Below are 16,687 nucleotides of genomic sequence, written 5' to 3'. Positions count from 1 at the left end.
TTTCATCAGGCAAGGTTGTCCTGCACGGTTATGAAGCCGCTCCGGAATTTGCATTAGTCACCCCCCAGTTGACGTTTCACGATATTGGAACGGAATACGGTGCCAAAATCGATGCCGATGGGGAAGTTGATCTGCATGTCTTCGAAGGGTCCGTCCGTGTGGATCCCAACCAGGACAATCAACTCTTTACCGAATCGATTATTATCACGGAAGGGCAGGCAAAACACCTGAAAGAAAACCGGGCTGATGACATTCAGATCAATCCGGAAGATTTTAAACGCGAAGTCCCCACCAACCCCAAAAATCTGCAGGCGATTCGAGAAGAAACCCGCGCTTACGACAGCTTTCACCCCCCCGTCATCAGCGATCCGGAAAGCTTTTCTGACTGGAGAAATGCCGGAATCGGCTGGAAGAATCCCTGGCGGAATAAATTAAATGGTGGTGATCCCGCCCGGGGAGACAGCCAGCCCCTGAAATCACTGACGGGTACGAAACTCGCTGAAAATCAACTGGGTCTCGTAGAACTGAGAAAAGGGAATACTGCCTGGCGCACCTTGGAAAAGCCGGTTCGCCTGAACAAAGACGCCATCTACTACTTAAGCTTCTACATCCAGAAACAGAAATCCGGTAAAGGAACTAATAAGCAATATGGAAACCTTTCCCTGCAGACTTCGACTCCGGGGAACCACCAGACAAAAATTTTGCTGGGCATGAGTTCGCACAATTTCTCGACTCTGCAGGCGGGAATGCAAGTCATCGAGAACGCGCCCCCGTTACAATCCGAGCAGACCTATTTCTTCGTCGCCAAGATTGTAGCCAGTGAAAATGCTTTGGATCAGATTTTTATGCGTGCCTTCGCACCAGAAGAATCGATCCCCAGCCATGAACCTCCCGTCTGGACCTGCACCACCGAACCCTTCCGGGATTCCTCCGTGTACGATCAGGTCAGGCTGCATGCTGCCCGCAATGCCGATTTTCTCTTTGATGAACTTCGCATCGGCACAACCTGGGATTCAGTAATCAACACGCAATCCCCTGCAGCGGCACCTTAAAAAACAGCCTGCGCCGCTGCAAACACCCGATGTTTGTATCAGAGGGCACAATCTGGCTCTCTGGGGAAAATTACCTGTTCCCTCGACACAGCATTCGCCTCAAGATCGCGATTTCACGATAAAATCATTTTTCTTCGATTTTAATGAGTAGATATCGGGCCTGAATCGACAATCACTTTACAGCAGGCAACATGTGAATGTAAGTAGGCTTAATTCACCTGAGTTTTTTCAGGTATGTAATTCAACTAGTCCCTGAACGGTGGGGCTTGAGTTTATACTCAAGCCCCTTTTTTATTGCCCTCACCCTCGGAGACCAGGCTCTGAAACTGCATCCGGATCAGGACACGTGCATGCTCCAGATTGCGACTGCGAATCGCTGCCGCCAGTTCTGAATGCTCCCAGATAATCCGCGTTTTCTGACCGGAATCGGATTGACCGACCTCCGAAATACTCTGAAAGTACTTCGCCAGAATCTGCTGCATCCCCGCTACATACACGGAATTGGTCATTTCCAGCACCAGGGAATGGAAAGCCAGATCCAGTTCGACTTCCTGCTCCCAGTCATCGCGCTCAAGATATTGTTCCATCTCTGCGACGATCTGATCGAGTCGATCCAGTTGATCCTCCGTCGCATATTTGACCGCCAGTTCGATGGCACCAATTTCCAGAACATAACGTAACATTCCCAGTTCCCGCTGCTCCTGCCGGGAAACAGACAGTAAAGGAATGCTGTCGGAGAGCAACTGCATCAGATCAGGACGCTGTACCACCAGCCCTTTCCGTTGCCTGACATCCAGAATCCCCAGGGCGCGTAAACGGCTGACCGCTTCCCTCACAACAGGTCGGGAAACCTGGTATTCCTCTGCCAGCTGTCCTTCCGTCATGAAAACATGACCTTCGGGTAACTGCTCTTCCACAATCCTGTGCCGGATTTTCTCCGCCAGAACAGTCGCCATCGAATTTTGTAGTGGTTCCGCCATAAGGCACTTATTATCATACTTTTAATCCGGGACTGTCAATTTCCAAAAGAGAAATTCCACGCCAAAACCATGACATTAAATACAATACAGCATTCTTTCAGAATTCTAACAGAACACTTGCAGTCTTTATTATCATACAATAACGTAATATTCTGTAAAACATTCATGCCTCAACATACTGGAACAGGAAAGATTTGATGAGAGCCAGCCGAATCAAACACAAGCTCAGCCAGGACGAACCAGTACTGATTACTCAACTTCACCTGCTGGATGCCTCACTGTTCGAACTCACCAGCCTGATGGGCTTCGATGGCATCTGGATGGATATGGAGCACCACACCTACAGCCTGGAGACCGCCACACAACTCATGCGGGCGGCACGCATTGGCGCTTCAGATATTCTGGCCCGCCCTGCCAACGGCGAATACATGCGAATCGGCCGCATGCTCGAAGCCGGAGCACAAGGCATCATGTACCCGCGTTGCAGCAATGCGGCGGAAGCTGCGGAAGTCGTGAAGTGGGCCAAGTTCGCCCCATTGGGAAAACGAGGCTTTGATGGCTCCGGAGCGGACATGCCTTACTGCACCATGCCTGTTGCAGATTATGTGCAACAGGCGAATGAGAACACTTTCATCACCATCCAATTGGAAGAGCAGTCCGCCGTCGATCAGGCAGAAGAAATCGCAGCTGTTCCCGGCGTCGATGCACTGATGCTGGGTCCCGCTGACTTCTCGATTCTTCAAGGTTTTCCCGGTCAGTTTAATCATCCGCAAATGCAGACCGCCATTCAGACGATTGCCACCGCAGCCGCCAACCAGGGAAAACATTGGGGCATGCCCACCTTCAACCTGGAGCACGCCCAGCAACTGCTGCAGCAAGGCGCACGAATGCTGTACCACATGGCTGACATTATCTTCGTCAAAAACGGTCTCGAACAGATGCAGCAGCAGTTCAGCCAGATCGGTTTTTCCTTCGATAACCGACTGACAGATTCAGCCACTCACTATATGCAGGGAAAGAAATCATGACTGAGTTTTTACCCGATGATCAGGAACTGTTTGCCAGCCAGCTCAAAGACTTCGTCCCCCCTGGCAGCTTTGATGCCCACGCCCACCTCTACCGCCCCCAGGATGCGATTTCCGCCCTGCCCTCCTCTGCAGAAAACCCACAGGGCTTTTCAGGATGGAAGGAATACTGCGAGAACCTGGAACTCTGGATGGGCTCGCTGCGTCCTGCTGCCGGACTGTTTTTTGCCATTCCCAAACCCACCCTGGACCGCAAGCCAGCCAATCAGTTCATCCTGAGTGAACTATCGGACCAGCCTGGCTGTCGCGCACTGCTGCTGGTCACACCGGAAGACTCGCCGGAAGAAGTGGAAGCCCAGATCATCTCCGGTAAGTTCAGCGGCTTTAAAGTCTACCATGTCTACGCCAGTCGAAAAAATACTTTAGAAGCGGAGCCTCAGGAATACATTCCGGAATGGGTCTGGGAACTCTCGAACCGTTACAGCCTGGCGATAATGCTGCACATGGTCCGTGCCCGGGCCATGGCAGATCCTGTCAACCAGTCCTACATCCGTGAACACTGTCTGCAATTCCCGAACGCGAAACTCATTCTCGCACATGCTGCCCGGGGTTTCTGTGGAAATCACACTACGGAAGGCATTGCTTCCCTTCGAGGACTCGATAACGTCTTCTTCGATACATCCGCTGTCTGCGAGTCTCAACCATTTGAAGCAATCCTGCGCGAATTTGGAACCAGCCGCCTGATGTTTGGAACTGATTTTTCTGTCAGTGAAATTTTTGGCCGCTGCGTCAGCATTGGCGATGGTTTCTTCTGGCTGGGCAAAGAGAATGTAAACTGGGAATCAACGACCTTCGCCAGACCGGTTCGCGTGGGACTTGAATCGCTGCTGGCGATCAAGCAGGCGTGCCACACGCTAAGACTGAATGACGCGGACGTCGAACGCATCTTCTGTCACAACGCCCGTGCCATGCTGGGAATTGAAACGAACTCAACCACAAATATTACCCAGGAAACCTACAAACGAGCCAAACAGCTCATCCCCGGCGGTACCCAGTTGCTGAGTAAGCGACCCGAAATGTTTGCGCCCGACTGCTGGCCCGCCTACTATCGCGAAGCGAGTGGCTGTGAAGTCATTGATCTCGATGGAAAAACCTATCACGATCTGGCGACCTCGGGAATCGGCTCCTGCCTGCTTGGTTATCGTGATCCGGATGTGACCGATGCCGTTGTGCGACGCGTCCAGCTGGGCTCCATGAGCTCGCTCAACTCACCCGAAGAAGTAGAACTGGCCGCACTGCTGACCAGCCTGCACCCCTGGTCCGACCAGGCCCGCTTCTGTCGAACCGGTGGGGAATCGATGGCCATCGCGGTCCGCATTGCCCGCGCGAAAACGGGACGCGACGAAATCGCCTTGTGCGGCTATCATGGCTGGAGCGACTGGTACCTCGCCACAAATCTGCCACGGAAATCGAGCCAATCCGCAACTTCGCTGGACAAGCATCTTCTGCCCGGCCTGGATCCAGCGGGAGTGCCCTCAGGTCTGTCTGAAACGACACATCCCTTCACCTACAATGACATTGACGGGCTGAGAAGCATTATCAGGGAACGGGGCTCAAAACTGGCGGCAGTCGTCATGGAACCGACACGTTACATTCATCCCGATCCCGGCTTTCTGGAAGCCGTTCGTGAACTGTGTGATGAATGCGGCGCGGTCTTCGTCATTGATGAAATCACAACCGGCTGGCGTCTGACCCTGGGCGGCGCCCATCTGCACTATGGTATTGAGCCGGACATCGCCGTCTTCGCGAAAGCACTGGGCAATGGACATCCCGTGGCCGCGATTATCGGCAGACGCTCCGTGATGGATGCCGCCGAAACCTCGTTCATTTCCAGCACCTACTGGACCGAAGGCGTGGGCTCGACGGCGGCACTGGCCACCATTCAGAAAATGCAGACTGTCAACGTCCGCGAACATATCCACCGGATCGGCGAAGCCTTCCGCACAGGCTGGCTGGAACTGGGCAAACAGCATGGCTTACCAGTCAAAGCCGTCGGACACTCTGCCCTGCTGCATCATCAGTTCGACCATCCCCAGGCAGCCGAACTGGGAACGCTGTTTACAATTCGGATGCTGGAAAAAGGATTCCTGACCGGGAGCGGCTTTTATCCCACGCTCGCTCATCAGCAGCGTCACATCCAGAATTACTTTTCCGCTGCCGACCCGGTCTTTGCTGAACTGGCCTCGGCCCTGTCTTCAGGCGACCTTGCCAGTCGGCTCAAAACCCCAGTCAGGCACTCCGGGTTTGCCCGCCTGACTCCCAACCCGAAAACTTAATCGAGTCTGAATCTTTAAGAGTCTGACGAACCGGTATTCACCACAGGCTGGGTGTGCCGGTCACTGCATAAGACAACCAGCAGGTTGGAAACCAGTGCTGCGCGGCGGTCATCATTCAGTTCCACAATCTTTCCCGCCGACAGGTGTTGCAGCGCCATATCCACCATACCGACAGCGCCCTCTACGATTTTGGTCCGGGCAGCTACGACGGCCTGCGCCTGCTGCCGCTGTAACATCGCGGCAGCAATTTCCTGTGCATAAGCCAGATGACTGATACGGGCCTCAATGACTTCCACCCCAGCCTTATCCAGACGTTCCTGAATATCCACCATCAGTTGATCACAGATATCCTGGGTATTGCCTCTCAATGAGAGTTCATGATCTTCACTGTCATAAGGATGACGACTGGCCAGATTCCGTAACGCCGCCTCACTTTGAACCGACACAAAATCCTCATAGTCATCCACTTCAAACATCGCTTCCGCAGTATTCACGACCCGCCAGACGACAACAGCTGAAATATCAATAGGATTTCCATCCCGGTCGTTTACCTTGGAAGGCCGCCCTCCCGACCTGGTTTTGCGCTGGATGATATTTCCCGCCTGGTCTTTCTGCTCAGGGGTCGAAACCGAGCCGGTCTCAAAATTTCGGATCCTTAAGGATATTTTCTTCTTGGAGTAAAAGGGATTGACCCAGAAAAAGCCGGACTGCATGACCGAGCCTTTGTATTCCCCGAACAGCAACAGGACCCGCGCCTGATTCGGAGCGATCGCCATGCAGCCAAATAAACCGACCAGACAGGCCGGTCCCGCCAGGATTCCCAGCAGAATCAACAGGCCGCTCTCTAAAACAGCGCCAAAAACAAACATGAAACCAGCTGCCAGCATACCCGCCAGACAGACGGTCAGCGGGAACCATCCTGACATTGGATGATAGATGCGTTCGTCAGCCATTTTATTCTCCCGATTGATTGGACTCGCTTACTTTGATAATCAGTAAACGGACTCAGACCAGAGCAGGATCAAAATATATTATTTTCTGCTCGAGAGACAGTTTGGATTTGTTACTGACAGCGTTCCAGAACTCATGCGCTGTGAGACATCTGCCTTTGTCCCCGAGCAACTGAAAACTGGAGATCTTTCATCCGGGAAAGGCAGCCTGCCTGGTAAAGCGAAAGCTATTTCGTCTTTTTCAGCTGATCCAGGGAGATGAAATTCGCAGGTTGCCCTGTGGAAGAAGGACATCCCGAGCAGGCACTGCCCGCACATCCCGAACGCTGATTGAAGAAACGGATACAGCGTCGTACCAGGAACAGAACCGCGGCAGCAATGCAGAGCACTGTGATCACCATTTGCCAGTCTATCTGATCCATCACCTGTCCCCTTTCTTTTGCCTCCGAATCAGTTCCATTATAAAATACTTCGGGCTCAGATCAACATCATCCCTACCTGGTAAGAAAGCAGGGCTCCCAGATAGGCCAACGTCGTCATGTAAGTAAATGAAACGACAGGCCAGACCCAGCTGTTCGTTTCCCGACGCATCACCATCAGGGTCGCCGCACATTGGGCACATAAGGCGAAAAAGACCATGATCGAAATCGCCACGGGAACGTTAAATACTTTCCGACCATCAGGCCAGGTCGCTACTCGAATGGATCCAATCAGCCCCTCATCATCTTCTCCCACATCTCCTCCCAGGCTGTAAATCGTTCCCAGGGTCGAGATAATGACTTCGCGGGCTGGAAATGAAGCAATCACGCCGACACCGATTTTCCAGTCCCAGCCCAGAGGTTTCACGACCGGTTCAATCAGATGGCCAGCTTTCCCGAGATAACTGTTTTCAATCAGCTGACTGCTGACCAGATTCTGTCGCTCGTACAACAATGATTGCGTTGACTCCAGATTTTTCAATTGCACTTCCAGGCTTTCCACCTGTTCCGACGTCTCCCCTTTCGCGACTTCCAGTTGCCCTTCCACTTTTTCTACCGTTGCATCCACCGTTTCGATCTGTTGCTGAAGTGCGAACTGTTCGCTGTGGTTGCCGGGAAAATAGCCGGCAGCCCAGATCAGGATGGATGTCGCAAAAATCAGCGTTCCCGCTTTCACTACGAATGATTTTCCCCGACTGTACACGCGATAGATCACATTCCGTGACGAAGGCCACTTATACCCGGGAAGTTCCATCACAAAGGGGGCCACATCTCCTTTAAAGCAGACGCGTTTCAGAAACCAGGCGACGGGAACTGCAATCACTGCGCCGATCGAAGACATCGCAAACAGCACGATTCCCTGCAGCGAGATTAAAGAAAGATCCCCCAAGGAGAAATAAACCACGTTGGGAATGAAAGCCGCAATAAACAGCGTATAAACGGGCCAGCGGGCCGAACAGCTCATCAGCGGTGCCACCAGAATTGTGGTCAGACGTTCGTGCCGATTCTCAATAACGCGGGTAGCCATAATGCCGGGGACGGCACAGGCATAGGAAGACATCAGAGGGATAAACGATTTCCCGCTCAGACCCAGGCTCCGCATTAAGCGATCCATAATGTAAGCCGCTCGTGCCATATACCCACTGTCTTCCAGCACGGCGATAAAAAAGTACAAAATCACAATCTGGGGCAGAAAGATGAGCACGCCCCCCACCCCCGCAATGACTCCGTCTACCAGCAGGCTGCGCAGCGGACCGGGAGCAATGAACGACTCCACGATTCCCCCCACCGCTGTCTGGGCGGCTTCGATCTGATCCATGATGGGACCAGCCCAGGTAAAGACGGACTGAAATACGAAAAACATCAGCACGATAAAGAAAAGAAAACCAAACGCTGGATGTGTCAGCCAGCGATCTATTTTATCCGAAGCGGTCTCCTGCTGAACTTCCGGCTGGTGGAGTACGCCCTTCAATAATTCCCTCGACCAGCCATATCGAACACGGGCTTCCGTTGCAGGAACCGCACAACCTGATTCTTTCAGACGTGTACGCGCTGCATGCAGATGTTCGATCAGTCCATTGTGGGTATGATGCTCGAAATACGACTCAACGTATCCGCCGACATCCAGTAACAGCCGGTCGATCAGGAAATCAGGGGGACTCTCATCCTGCTGGGACTTCAGTTTCTCCCTTAACTGGGAACGTTCTGCATAAAACGACTCGGGGAATAACTGCTGAACTTCATGTCGACTGCCTGGATCGATATTCAGAATCGCTGCCTTGAGCTCCTTGATCCCTTTCCCATGATGGGCCTCGGTACAGACCACCGGCTGACCAAGTCGTTGTGACAACTCGGCGGCGTCAATCTCGATGCCTCGAGATCGCGCCAGGTCGCACATATTCAAGACCAGCACGACAGGTGTAGATAGATCGAGAATCTGGCTGAACAGATACAGGTTCCGCTCCAGGTTGGATGCATCGGCAATACAGATAATCGCATCGGGCCGGGGAACCCCTTTCTGTCTCCCCAGCAGCACATCGACTGCCAGCATCTCGTCGATCGAACGTGGTGCCAGGCTGTAAGTTCCCGGCAGATCAACCAGGTCAAGCTTCCGCCCGTCCCACGTCACACTCCCCACTTTCTTTTCGACAGTCACCCCGGGAAAATTCCCGATATGAGCATGGCCTCCTGAAAGCTGGTTGAAGAGCGTGCTTTTGCCCGTATTCGGATTTCCGATAATGGCAATCGTCATTTTCTGTTGATGCACGGCTTGCTGGCTGGATACGGTAGAAGAGTTGGTCATGGAATCTAAATCTGAAAGCGCAGCTTTCATTCGGAAAGGACAGGCAGGCCCCTCTCCATTAGAGGGGAGTGGTTATCGTGTGTTATATAATCTCGACTTCAACGCATTTGGCTTCATTTAAACGCAGTGATAAGCGATAACCGCGCACTGCAAATTCCAGCGGGTCACCCAGCGGCGCTTTTCCCAGCAACTGAATCTGCTCTCCGTCAATCAACCCCATTTCCATCAGGCGAATGGAGATCGCATCTTCGCCTTTGATCTCGATGATCCGGGCAATTTGACCTTTAATAAGCTGATTTAATGTCATCACGGTTAAGAAACTCAACACAAAAGAAGTCGGAGGAAGGAAATCATCTCGTGGACTCTCCGCAGAGAGTACTCTAATATAAGGAAATTGAGACTCAGTTTCAACTACCCCGTTACATTTCTCCGAGACCGAAATGGATGTAACTCTTTACGCTGATGAATCAAAAAGTTCCTTCAACAAAGGCTTTTGCTCTGGTGAAATTCATGCAGCAAATTTGAATGTGGCCACACTTTCACGTTGTCGCCGACTCCAAAGCACCTGATACGATTGAGATTGGAACGTTTTAAATTACCTCAACAGAGATCTGGGGGCAGAACCGTATCAGTATTTTTTAAGATACCTTATTATAGTTCATACCGTAATCCACGTAAAACTAGCGCTTACAAAGATTTCCACCAATTGTTTTTTAGAGATCATACTGGATTTCACCGTCTGATTCCTCTATAGTAAAGAGATCTAAAATGCTGGTGTATTCATGTGAATTTCACATGATACTGACCGGAGAGTGGCTTCGCGTTTATTTCATTCACGTGTTTAACACATCCTGAAGCCTCAATTCATTTTCTTAAATCTCTTATCTCAATTAAAAAATGATTGCTGCCCCAGAATCTAAACTTCCAGGCAATGCATTCGCATATCGTACCCAATAAAAATTAATCCGTTTGATTTTCTATATTTTTGGGAGTTCAAGTAATGAAAAAAGTGTTGCTCACTAAAAAGCGTGGTTTCACGCTCATCGAACTGCTGGTCGTGATTGCCATCATCGCAATCCTCATTGCGTTATTACTACCGGCTGTTCAACAGGCGCGTGAAGCGGCCCGTCGCTCACAGTGCAAAAACAATCTCAAGCAGATTGGACTCGCTTTGCACAACTATCATGATAACTTCAAGACGTTCCCTCCTGGTGATGTCCGTGATACCTATTCCGCACTTGATGACTGGTCCACCAGCCAGATCACCTGGATTGGGCGCATTCTCCCCTTCCTCGATCAGGCACCGCTGTATAATATGATTAACTTTGAAAGAGCTCCCGGTAATGGTGGCGACAATGTCGAAGTCAGAGAAACGATCTTAACGGCAGTCCGCTGCCCCAGCGACTCTTCACGTCCCCCTCATTCCAGTTACGCTCAGACCAGCTATCTGGCTTGTCGTGGTACAGAAGCAAGCTCGGGGAATGACAGAACCGATTCCATGTTCAGCGTTAACAGCCGAGTCGCAATCCGTGATGTTGAAGACGGTACTTCAAACACGATGATGGTTTCGGAAACTTTTGCCACAGCTCCTTTCTGTGATGATCAACCTACTACAACGTCTGGGATAGGTGCATGCCCTGCCAGTTGTGTGACAAAAACTCCTTATTCGGGTAGTGCTCAGCAGGGTTATTCCTGGTTCTACGGAACGCATTACGAATCTCACTATTACGGGACGGTTTATAACCCGAATAATAAAGACATGCCTGACTGCGGTGCCGGCTCGAGTACAACGGCTGCCCTGCTGGCGGCGCGCAGTAAGCACACAGGGGGAGTTCATGTTCTTGTTGCCGATGGTGCCGTAAGATTTGCTTCCGATAACATTGACAATACAATCTGGAGAAATCTGGGTAACCCTCGAGATGGCAATGTTCTAGGTGAGTGGTAAGCAACTACTCTCACACAATTGGTAACTCTGAAATAAATCAACGCCGCCTGATCAATCGATCAGGCGGCGTTTTTTTTGGGATTTCCCTACAGCTGTGCGTTGCTGATTCGATTACTCGTGAAAGCTTCATTCTCATCTGCATATGATTTCTCAATTGTACAAAATGAGAATTAGATAAATACTTCTGTTTTTCAGTTTGTTTCTGCAGATTCTTCTGGAAAAGTCGTCCAGACCCGTTATCATAAAAATTACTATTTAGTTCGCTAGTTCATTGATGAATCTATTAAGAAATTATTTTTACGGCTTCAACACCTCTCATTATCCAGTGCATTCGCACGACCTGAAGCCCTGTTTTATATTCATTGAATACAGCAATACATTTTTATTCATCGACATCTGACTTTACTGCGGTGTCCGCTTGCGCTTCATCGTAATCATTTCATTGTAGACGATCGTTTTTATATTTATTCAGGAGTCCCAGTAATGAAAAAAGTAATACTCACAGAAAAGCGTGGTTTCACGCTCATTGAACTGCTGGTCGTGATTGCCATCATCGCGATCCTCATTGCATTATTATTACCGGCTGTTCAACAGGCGCGTGAAGCGGCCCGTCGCTCACAGTGCAAAAACAATCTCAAGCAGATTGGACTCGCGCTGCACAACTATCATGATAACTTCAAGATGTTTCCTCCCGGTGATGTTCGGGATTTTTATAGTGGCCTTGATACCTGGTCTACCAGTCAGGTCACCTGGATTGGCCGCATTCTCCCCTTCCTCGATCAGGCACCGCTGTATAATATGATTAACTTTGAGAGGGCTCCCGGTAATGGTGGCGACAATGTCGAAGTCAGACGAACGATATTAACGGCAGTCCGCTGCCCCAGCGATTCTTCGCGTCCTACTAACAGCAATTATGCTCCCACTAACTACCTGGCTTGCCGCGGAACTGACTGGCATTCAGGAAGAGATGAAACGGAATCCATGTTTAGTGTCATCAGCCGAATGAGTATTCGTGATGTGGAAGATGGCACTTCAAATACACTGATGGTCTCGGAAACATTTGCCAAGGCTCCCTTCTGTGACGATCAATCGCTGCAAGATCCTAATTTCGCCTCTTCTCTAGACGTTGGCATGTGTCCTGCCAGTTGTCAAACGAAAGCACCTTACACGGGTAGTAATCAGCAGGGTTATTCCTGGTTCTATGGAACGCATTACGAGTCTCATTATTTCGGGACGGTTTATAACCCGAATAATAAAGACATGCCCGACTGTGGTGCCGGCTCAAGTACTACGGCTGCCCTGCTGGCGGCCCGCAGCCAGCACACTGGAGGAGTTCATGCCCTCATTGCCGATGGGTCCGTAAGATTTGCCTCCGATAATATTGACAATACCATCTGGAGAAATCTGGGGCACCCCGCTGATGGCAATGTTCTGGGAGAATGGTAAGCCTGTCTTACTTGTAACATGCAGCAATCCTCGTTACGTTTCAAGTGGGGAGGATTGCTTACCGTCATTCAATTACTGTAGTCCCGGCTGCGATTGAGATCACTCATCAGAGGAGATCGCAGCCCCTGTTATCCGAGGTAATAAAACGCGCTATGAACCGATACTTATTTTCGATCCTGTTAATGTTCTGCCTGACTCCCTTCCACTTCGGTTGTGGCAGTGAAGAGCCGCCAGCGCCAGCGGGAAATGATGAAGATATTCTGAGTGAGACGACCCCGGAACAGGAAGCCGCAGACATGAAAAAATTAAATCAGCAGCAGTAATACAGGCAAGATAAGACAGCCTCAATCGACTTCTCAGAAACAAATCGCAGGCAGCTTTAACCGCTCGCGACAGGTATCCAGGATGACGCGTGTGGCACTGGCGCCAATACGGCTCACGCCCAGATCACGTACTTCCAGAAGCTGATCCAGCGTACGGATGCCGCCTGCTGCCTTGATCTGGACCCGTTCCGGACTGTGCGCCCGCATCAACTTCAAGTCATCCAATGTGGCACCTCCCGTGCCATAGCCGGTTGAAGTTTTGACCCAGTCCACGCGCAGGCTGGCACAAATGCGACACAGCCTGATTTTCTGATATTCGGTCAGATAACAGTTCTCGAAAATCACTTTGATTTTCTGACCTGACTGGTGCGCGATTCGGGTAATCGCCGCGATTTCGTTCTCCACATACTTCCAGTCACCACTGAGTACCCGCGAAAGATTCACGACCATATCCAGTTCTTCACAGCCATCCAGAATCGCCTGTTCTGCCTCGCGCTGTTTCATCACCAGCGTATGGCCTCCATGCGGAAACCCGATTGTTGTGCTGGGATGGACTGTGGAGTGTTCCAGGATCTCGGCACAACGTTTCAGATAAAACGGCATGATACACACGCTGGCCACATCATATGCCAACGCCAGTTGACAGCCCGCTTCCAGTTCCGGAACCGTCAGGATGGGGCTCAGCAGGGAGTGATCGATCATCTTTGAAATTTTTTTGAACTGATCTTCCATGAGGATTACTCTCGATCGGGAATATAATTTCTCAGGTAAGTATGACACTGTCTCAGTGCAGCCAGGCAGGACTCTGTGGAACCTTCGTAGGCACGATCCTCGACTTCCACGCATACCGGTCCCTGATAACCATTCTCATTTAATTGTGAAAAAAAACTGCCCCAGTCAACCTGTCCCAGACCGGGCAGCTTGGGTGTATGATATTCGAGGGGGCAGGCCAGAATGCCCACCTGGTCCAGCCGATGCTGATCGACACGCACATCTTTGGCATGCACATGGAATATCCGATCGGCGAAATCACGCAGGGGCGCAATATAATCCATCTGCATCCAGACCAGATGGGAAGGGTCATAATTCAGGCCAAAATATTCACTCGGTATATCTGCATACATCCGCCGCCAGATTGCAGGCGTGCAGGCCAGATTTTTACCGCCCGGCCATTCATCCCGGGTAAACGACATCGGACAGTTTTCGATACCAATCCGCACCTGTTGCTGTTCTGCATACTGAATCAGCTCAGGCCAGGTCTGCAGAAAACGAGGCCAGTTTTCATCAACCGATTTTTTCCAGTCCCGGCCGATAAAGGTATTCATGCGATTGATACCCAGTTTTGCAGAAGCGGCGATGACTTTCTGAATATGTTCCACATATTTTCCAGCCTCTTCCACATCGGGACAGAGTGGATTCGGATAGTACCCCAGGGCACTGATCTCGATGCCAAATTCATCCGAGAGCTGAGAAATCGTAGCGACATCCGCATCGGTAAACTGCTCGGCAGAAATGTGAGTAATTCCCGCATAGCGCCGCGAATCGTTTCCTTCAGGCCAGCACATGACTTCAACACAGTCATAGCCGATCTCTGCTGCCGCCTGGAAAACTCCCCGCAGATCATAATCTGGTAAAATTGCCGTTACGAACCCCAGTTGCATGCTTTGATTCTCCCTGCTGCTTTTGGTATCAGACAGACTGGAAACTTTCTGGTTCCAGCCTCCTATCATAAGCAACTCAGGAGAACAGGTCTACAACGGGAAACAGAAACGGGGCAGGCTTGATTGTGTCCCGTTTTACAGTAGCGTCTTCAGGACCATGGGGACCGGGAATAATAGAGTGAGAGATGTTATGGTTCAATGTTCTGCGCCCTCGATACCAGGCGAGTCTGCAGGAGTGAATCAGAGTTACCCCGGGAAATCGAATTTTGCGTGCCTGGTCAGGCTTACCAGATCTCTTTCAGGTTAAATTCGTAGGCCTGCATACGGCGACCTGCTTCGAATTCTTCAGGGGCTTCCGCGAGAACACGCACCCAGACGCGTTCGCCTTCATACTTCCCTTCAATGGAAATATGGCAGCCCAGCTGGTCATCGTAATCGACGGGTAAGGCCTGCCAGAATATAGATTCCACTTCCTCAAAGATCTCTCCCAGGTTGAGGATATTGAAGCAGAACTTGGAAGGCGCAAGTACCCCATCCCATTCACCGCCGACAATCTCGGTGTTGGATGCGAATATTGTCACCTCCCACTCGTTGCGGCTGCTGTTATGGAAAAAATGACAGCCAATCGGCGCAAGGATATCGACATCATACATCAGCGATGCCACTTGATTCGCCATTGTTTTCAGCCAGGAAGGTGGGGCAGGCATCAGTAATATTCAATCTAGTAGCTGGTCAGGAAGTTGTGTCATTTACGTGATCCACAGATACCCAATTGTAAGTGAAACGCAGCAGGCATAATCGTGTGCTTTCACACCTGATCCTGCTTCCGTTTTCAATGCAATTGATCTTATCGATTGGAGAGCCTTGCCCGAGGCTGCGTAATAGTTAGCCCGCAATTCATCCTGCAAGACGGCAATCAAACGAATATTCAAGAGTATGCATTTTGCATTTCATGCGTACACTTTCACTCTCGAACATCCGATTCAGGTATGACTTCCGCAAAATAAGTGCCAAACACTGGCGGGATCAGTAATTGTGTGAAGGACCAGGGACTGCCAGCCCAAAGGATGGGAAATTACACAGCGGGAAAGCAGAATAACACACTGGTATTCAGGATTTTCTTCGGTAAATAAGCAGTCACCCTGACAGAGATTTCTGTCTGTAAAAAAATGAAACACCTTTGATTAACAGAGTGTTCAAAGGTGTTTACACTTTTGTTGTTTTTGCGAAACAGCAGCTGAGATTGAACTCAGCTGGTTAACAGACCGTTAATCATCATGATGGCAGCGGGTCCTACCAGCACGACAAAGATCCCGGGAAAAATGAACAGCACGAGTGGGAAGATCATCTTCACGGCAGTCATGGCGGCCTGTTCTTCTGCCAGCTGGCTGCGTTTGATGCGCATACTGTCAGACTGCACGCGGAGCGCCTGGGCAATGGACGACCCAAACTTATCGGCCTGAATCAGAATCGCTGCCAGTGCCCGCATGTCATCCACGCCGCTGCGGATGCCCAGGTCGTGAAGAACTTCACGTCGTGGTCGCCCCATCTGCAACTGCACAAGGCAAATTCACTGCACACATCGGGCGCGGTCTCTTCCAGTTCCTCGGAAACACGTCGCATGGCAGCATCCAGCCCCAAACCGGCTTCCACACACACCACCAGCAGGTCGAGAGCATCAGGCAGAGACAAAAAGATACGTTCTATGCGTCCCTTGACCAGCAGTCGCAGGGCAATTTCAGGTAGATAAAAGCCCAGCCCCCCGGCAATCACCAGCGAAGTCCAGCCGTTTTGAGTCATACCAAAGTTATAAAAGCCATAGCCCGATCCCAGTAGCACTCCCAATAGGCCTAACGCGACCTTTAATGAGAGAAAGAGAGAAGGCGCTGCTTCCGAGTTATAACCGGCATTCGCCAGCCGCACTTTTAGCTGATTTTCTTCCAGTTCCGACTTGGGAGTCAATGCCTTCGACAGCGCAGGAGCCGCTTTTTCAAACAGAGAACTGGCCGAATTCGCGTCATCGGGATTATTTCGCAAATGGGGATTTCGTAATTCATCCAGTCGCGAGTTCGCACGGGAATGATCGGAGTTCAGTTTATTGATCAGGGCTATCACACCCACCATCACCATTCCGAAAATAGCCCACGGTAAAAATTGAACAAAGTCCATCTTTAATTCTCCAGCAGTC

15 protein-coding genes and 1 pseudogene are annotated in these 16,687 nt (G+C 50.7%); 6 read left to right on the top strand and 10 right to left on the bottom strand.

Annotated elements, in window-relative coordinates; genetic code table 11:
- A pseudogene (locus AACZ40_RS15675) lies at positions 1-1,052 on the top strand (hypothetical protein); the annotation flags it as partial.
- A 278-nt stretch (positions 1,053-1,330) separates the two neighbouring features.
- Here AACZ40_RS15675 and AACZ40_RS15670 read toward each other — a convergent pair.
- Positions 1,331-2,032, bottom strand: a complete 702-nt coding sequence (locus tag AACZ40_RS15670) for an FCD domain-containing protein (RefSeq protein ID WP_291173234.1) — start codon at positions 2,030-2,032, stop codon at positions 1,331-1,333.
- Positions 2,033-2,229: 197 nt separating this feature from the next.
- Here AACZ40_RS15670 and AACZ40_RS15665 point away from each other — a divergent pair, with 197 nt between their 5' ends.
- Both AACZ40_RS15665 and AACZ40_RS15660 read left to right on the top strand, forming a co-directional pair.
- Complete coding sequence (locus AACZ40_RS15665) at positions 2,230-3,060, top strand: aldolase/citrate lyase family protein (protein WP_291173231.1); 831 nt, start codon at positions 2,230-2,232, stop codon at positions 3,058-3,060.
- Positions 3,057-5,393, top strand: a complete 2,337-nt coding sequence (locus tag AACZ40_RS15660; RefSeq protein WP_291173229.1) for an aminotransferase class III-fold pyridoxal phosphate-dependent enzyme — start codon at positions 3,057-3,059, stop codon at positions 5,391-5,393. The genes AACZ40_RS15665 and AACZ40_RS15660 overlap by 4 nt, the downstream gene beginning before the upstream one ends.
- Positions 5,394-5,407: 14 nt before the next feature.
- Here AACZ40_RS15660 and AACZ40_RS15655 read toward each other — a convergent pair whose 3' ends face one another.
- The 4 genes from AACZ40_RS15655 to AACZ40_RS15640 form a co-directional block, all read right to left on the bottom strand.
- Positions 5,408-6,346, bottom strand: a complete 939-nt coding sequence (locus AACZ40_RS15655) for an SPFH domain-containing protein (protein ID WP_339674950.1) — start codon at positions 6,344-6,346, stop codon at positions 5,408-5,410.
- A 224-nt stretch (positions 6,347-6,570) separates the two neighbouring features.
- Positions 6,571-6,765, bottom strand: coding sequence for a hypothetical protein (locus tag AACZ40_RS15650; RefSeq protein ID WP_291173223.1), 195 nt, complete (start codon positions 6,763-6,765; stop codon positions 6,571-6,573).
- A 55-nt stretch (positions 6,766-6,820) separates the two neighbouring features.
- On the bottom strand, positions 6,821-9,124 hold the full coding sequence (feoB, locus tag AACZ40_RS15645; protein ID WP_339674948.1) for a ferrous iron transport protein B: 2,304 nt from the start codon (positions 9,122-9,124) through the stop codon (positions 6,821-6,823).
- 82 nt (positions 9,125-9,206) lie between these two features.
- A complete protein-coding gene (locus tag AACZ40_RS15640; RefSeq protein WP_291173436.1) occupies positions 9,207-9,431 on the bottom strand; it encodes a ferrous iron transport protein A in 225 nt (74 codons plus the stop codon).
- Positions 9,432-10,124: 693 nt separating this feature from the next.
- Between AACZ40_RS15640 and AACZ40_RS15635 the strand changes: the two genes are divergently transcribed.
- The 3 genes from AACZ40_RS15635 (at position 10,125) to AACZ40_RS15625 (ending at position 12,838) form a co-directional block, all read left to right on the top strand.
- On the top strand, positions 10,125-11,069 hold the full coding sequence (locus tag AACZ40_RS15635; protein WP_291173218.1) for a DUF1559 domain-containing protein: 945 nt from the start codon (positions 10,125-10,127) through the stop codon (positions 11,067-11,069).
- A 483-nt stretch (positions 11,070-11,552) separates the two neighbouring features.
- Positions 11,553-12,515 (top strand): DUF1559 domain-containing protein, encoded by a 963-nt coding sequence (locus AACZ40_RS15630; RefSeq protein WP_291173215.1) that lies wholly within the window; start codon positions 11,553-11,555, stop codon positions 12,513-12,515.
- Between the two features lie 152 nt (positions 12,516-12,667).
- Positions 12,668-12,838: a hypothetical protein gene (locus AACZ40_RS15625; protein WP_291173212.1), complete on the top strand. Its 171-nt coding sequence runs from the start codon at positions 12,668-12,670 to the stop codon at positions 12,836-12,838.
- 33 nt (positions 12,839-12,871) lie between these two features.
- Here the strand turns inward: AACZ40_RS15625 and deoC are convergent, their stop codons facing one another.
- The 5 genes from deoC to AACZ40_RS15600 form a co-directional block, all read right to left on the bottom strand.
- Positions 12,872-13,570 (bottom strand): deoxyribose-phosphate aldolase, encoded by a 699-nt coding sequence (gene deoC / locus AACZ40_RS15620; RefSeq protein WP_291173209.1) that lies wholly within the window; start codon positions 13,568-13,570, stop codon positions 12,872-12,874.
- Between the two features lie 5 nt (positions 13,571-13,575).
- Positions 13,576-14,499, bottom strand: a complete 924-nt coding sequence (locus tag AACZ40_RS15615) for a sugar phosphate isomerase/epimerase family protein (protein ID WP_291173206.1) — start codon at positions 14,497-14,499, stop codon at positions 13,576-13,578.
- Between the two features lie 284 nt (positions 14,500-14,783).
- On the bottom strand, positions 14,784-15,176 hold the full coding sequence (locus AACZ40_RS15610) for a hypothetical protein (RefSeq protein WP_339674943.1): 393 nt from the start codon (positions 15,174-15,176) through the stop codon (positions 14,784-14,786).
- 572 nt (positions 15,177-15,748) lie between these two features.
- Positions 15,749-16,048, bottom strand: coding sequence for a type II secretion system F family protein (locus AACZ40_RS15605; RefSeq protein WP_339674942.1), 300 nt, complete (start codon positions 16,046-16,048; stop codon positions 15,749-15,751).
- On the bottom strand, positions 15,964-16,668 hold the full coding sequence (locus AACZ40_RS15600) for a type II secretion system F family protein (protein WP_339674941.1): 705 nt from the start codon (positions 16,666-16,668) through the stop codon (positions 15,964-15,966). The genes AACZ40_RS15605 and AACZ40_RS15600 overlap by 85 nt, the downstream gene beginning before the upstream one ends.
- Positions 16,669-16,687: the final 19 nt, after the last annotated feature.

It is taken from the genome of uncultured Gimesia sp. (genome assembly GCF_963972345.1).
In the GTDB taxonomy this organism is placed as follows: Bacteria; Planctomycetota; Planctomycetia; order Planctomycetales; family Planctomycetaceae; genus Gimesia.
Note: the sequence above shows the minus strand (reverse complement) of the source record. Positions and strands in the feature narration are given on the sequence as shown.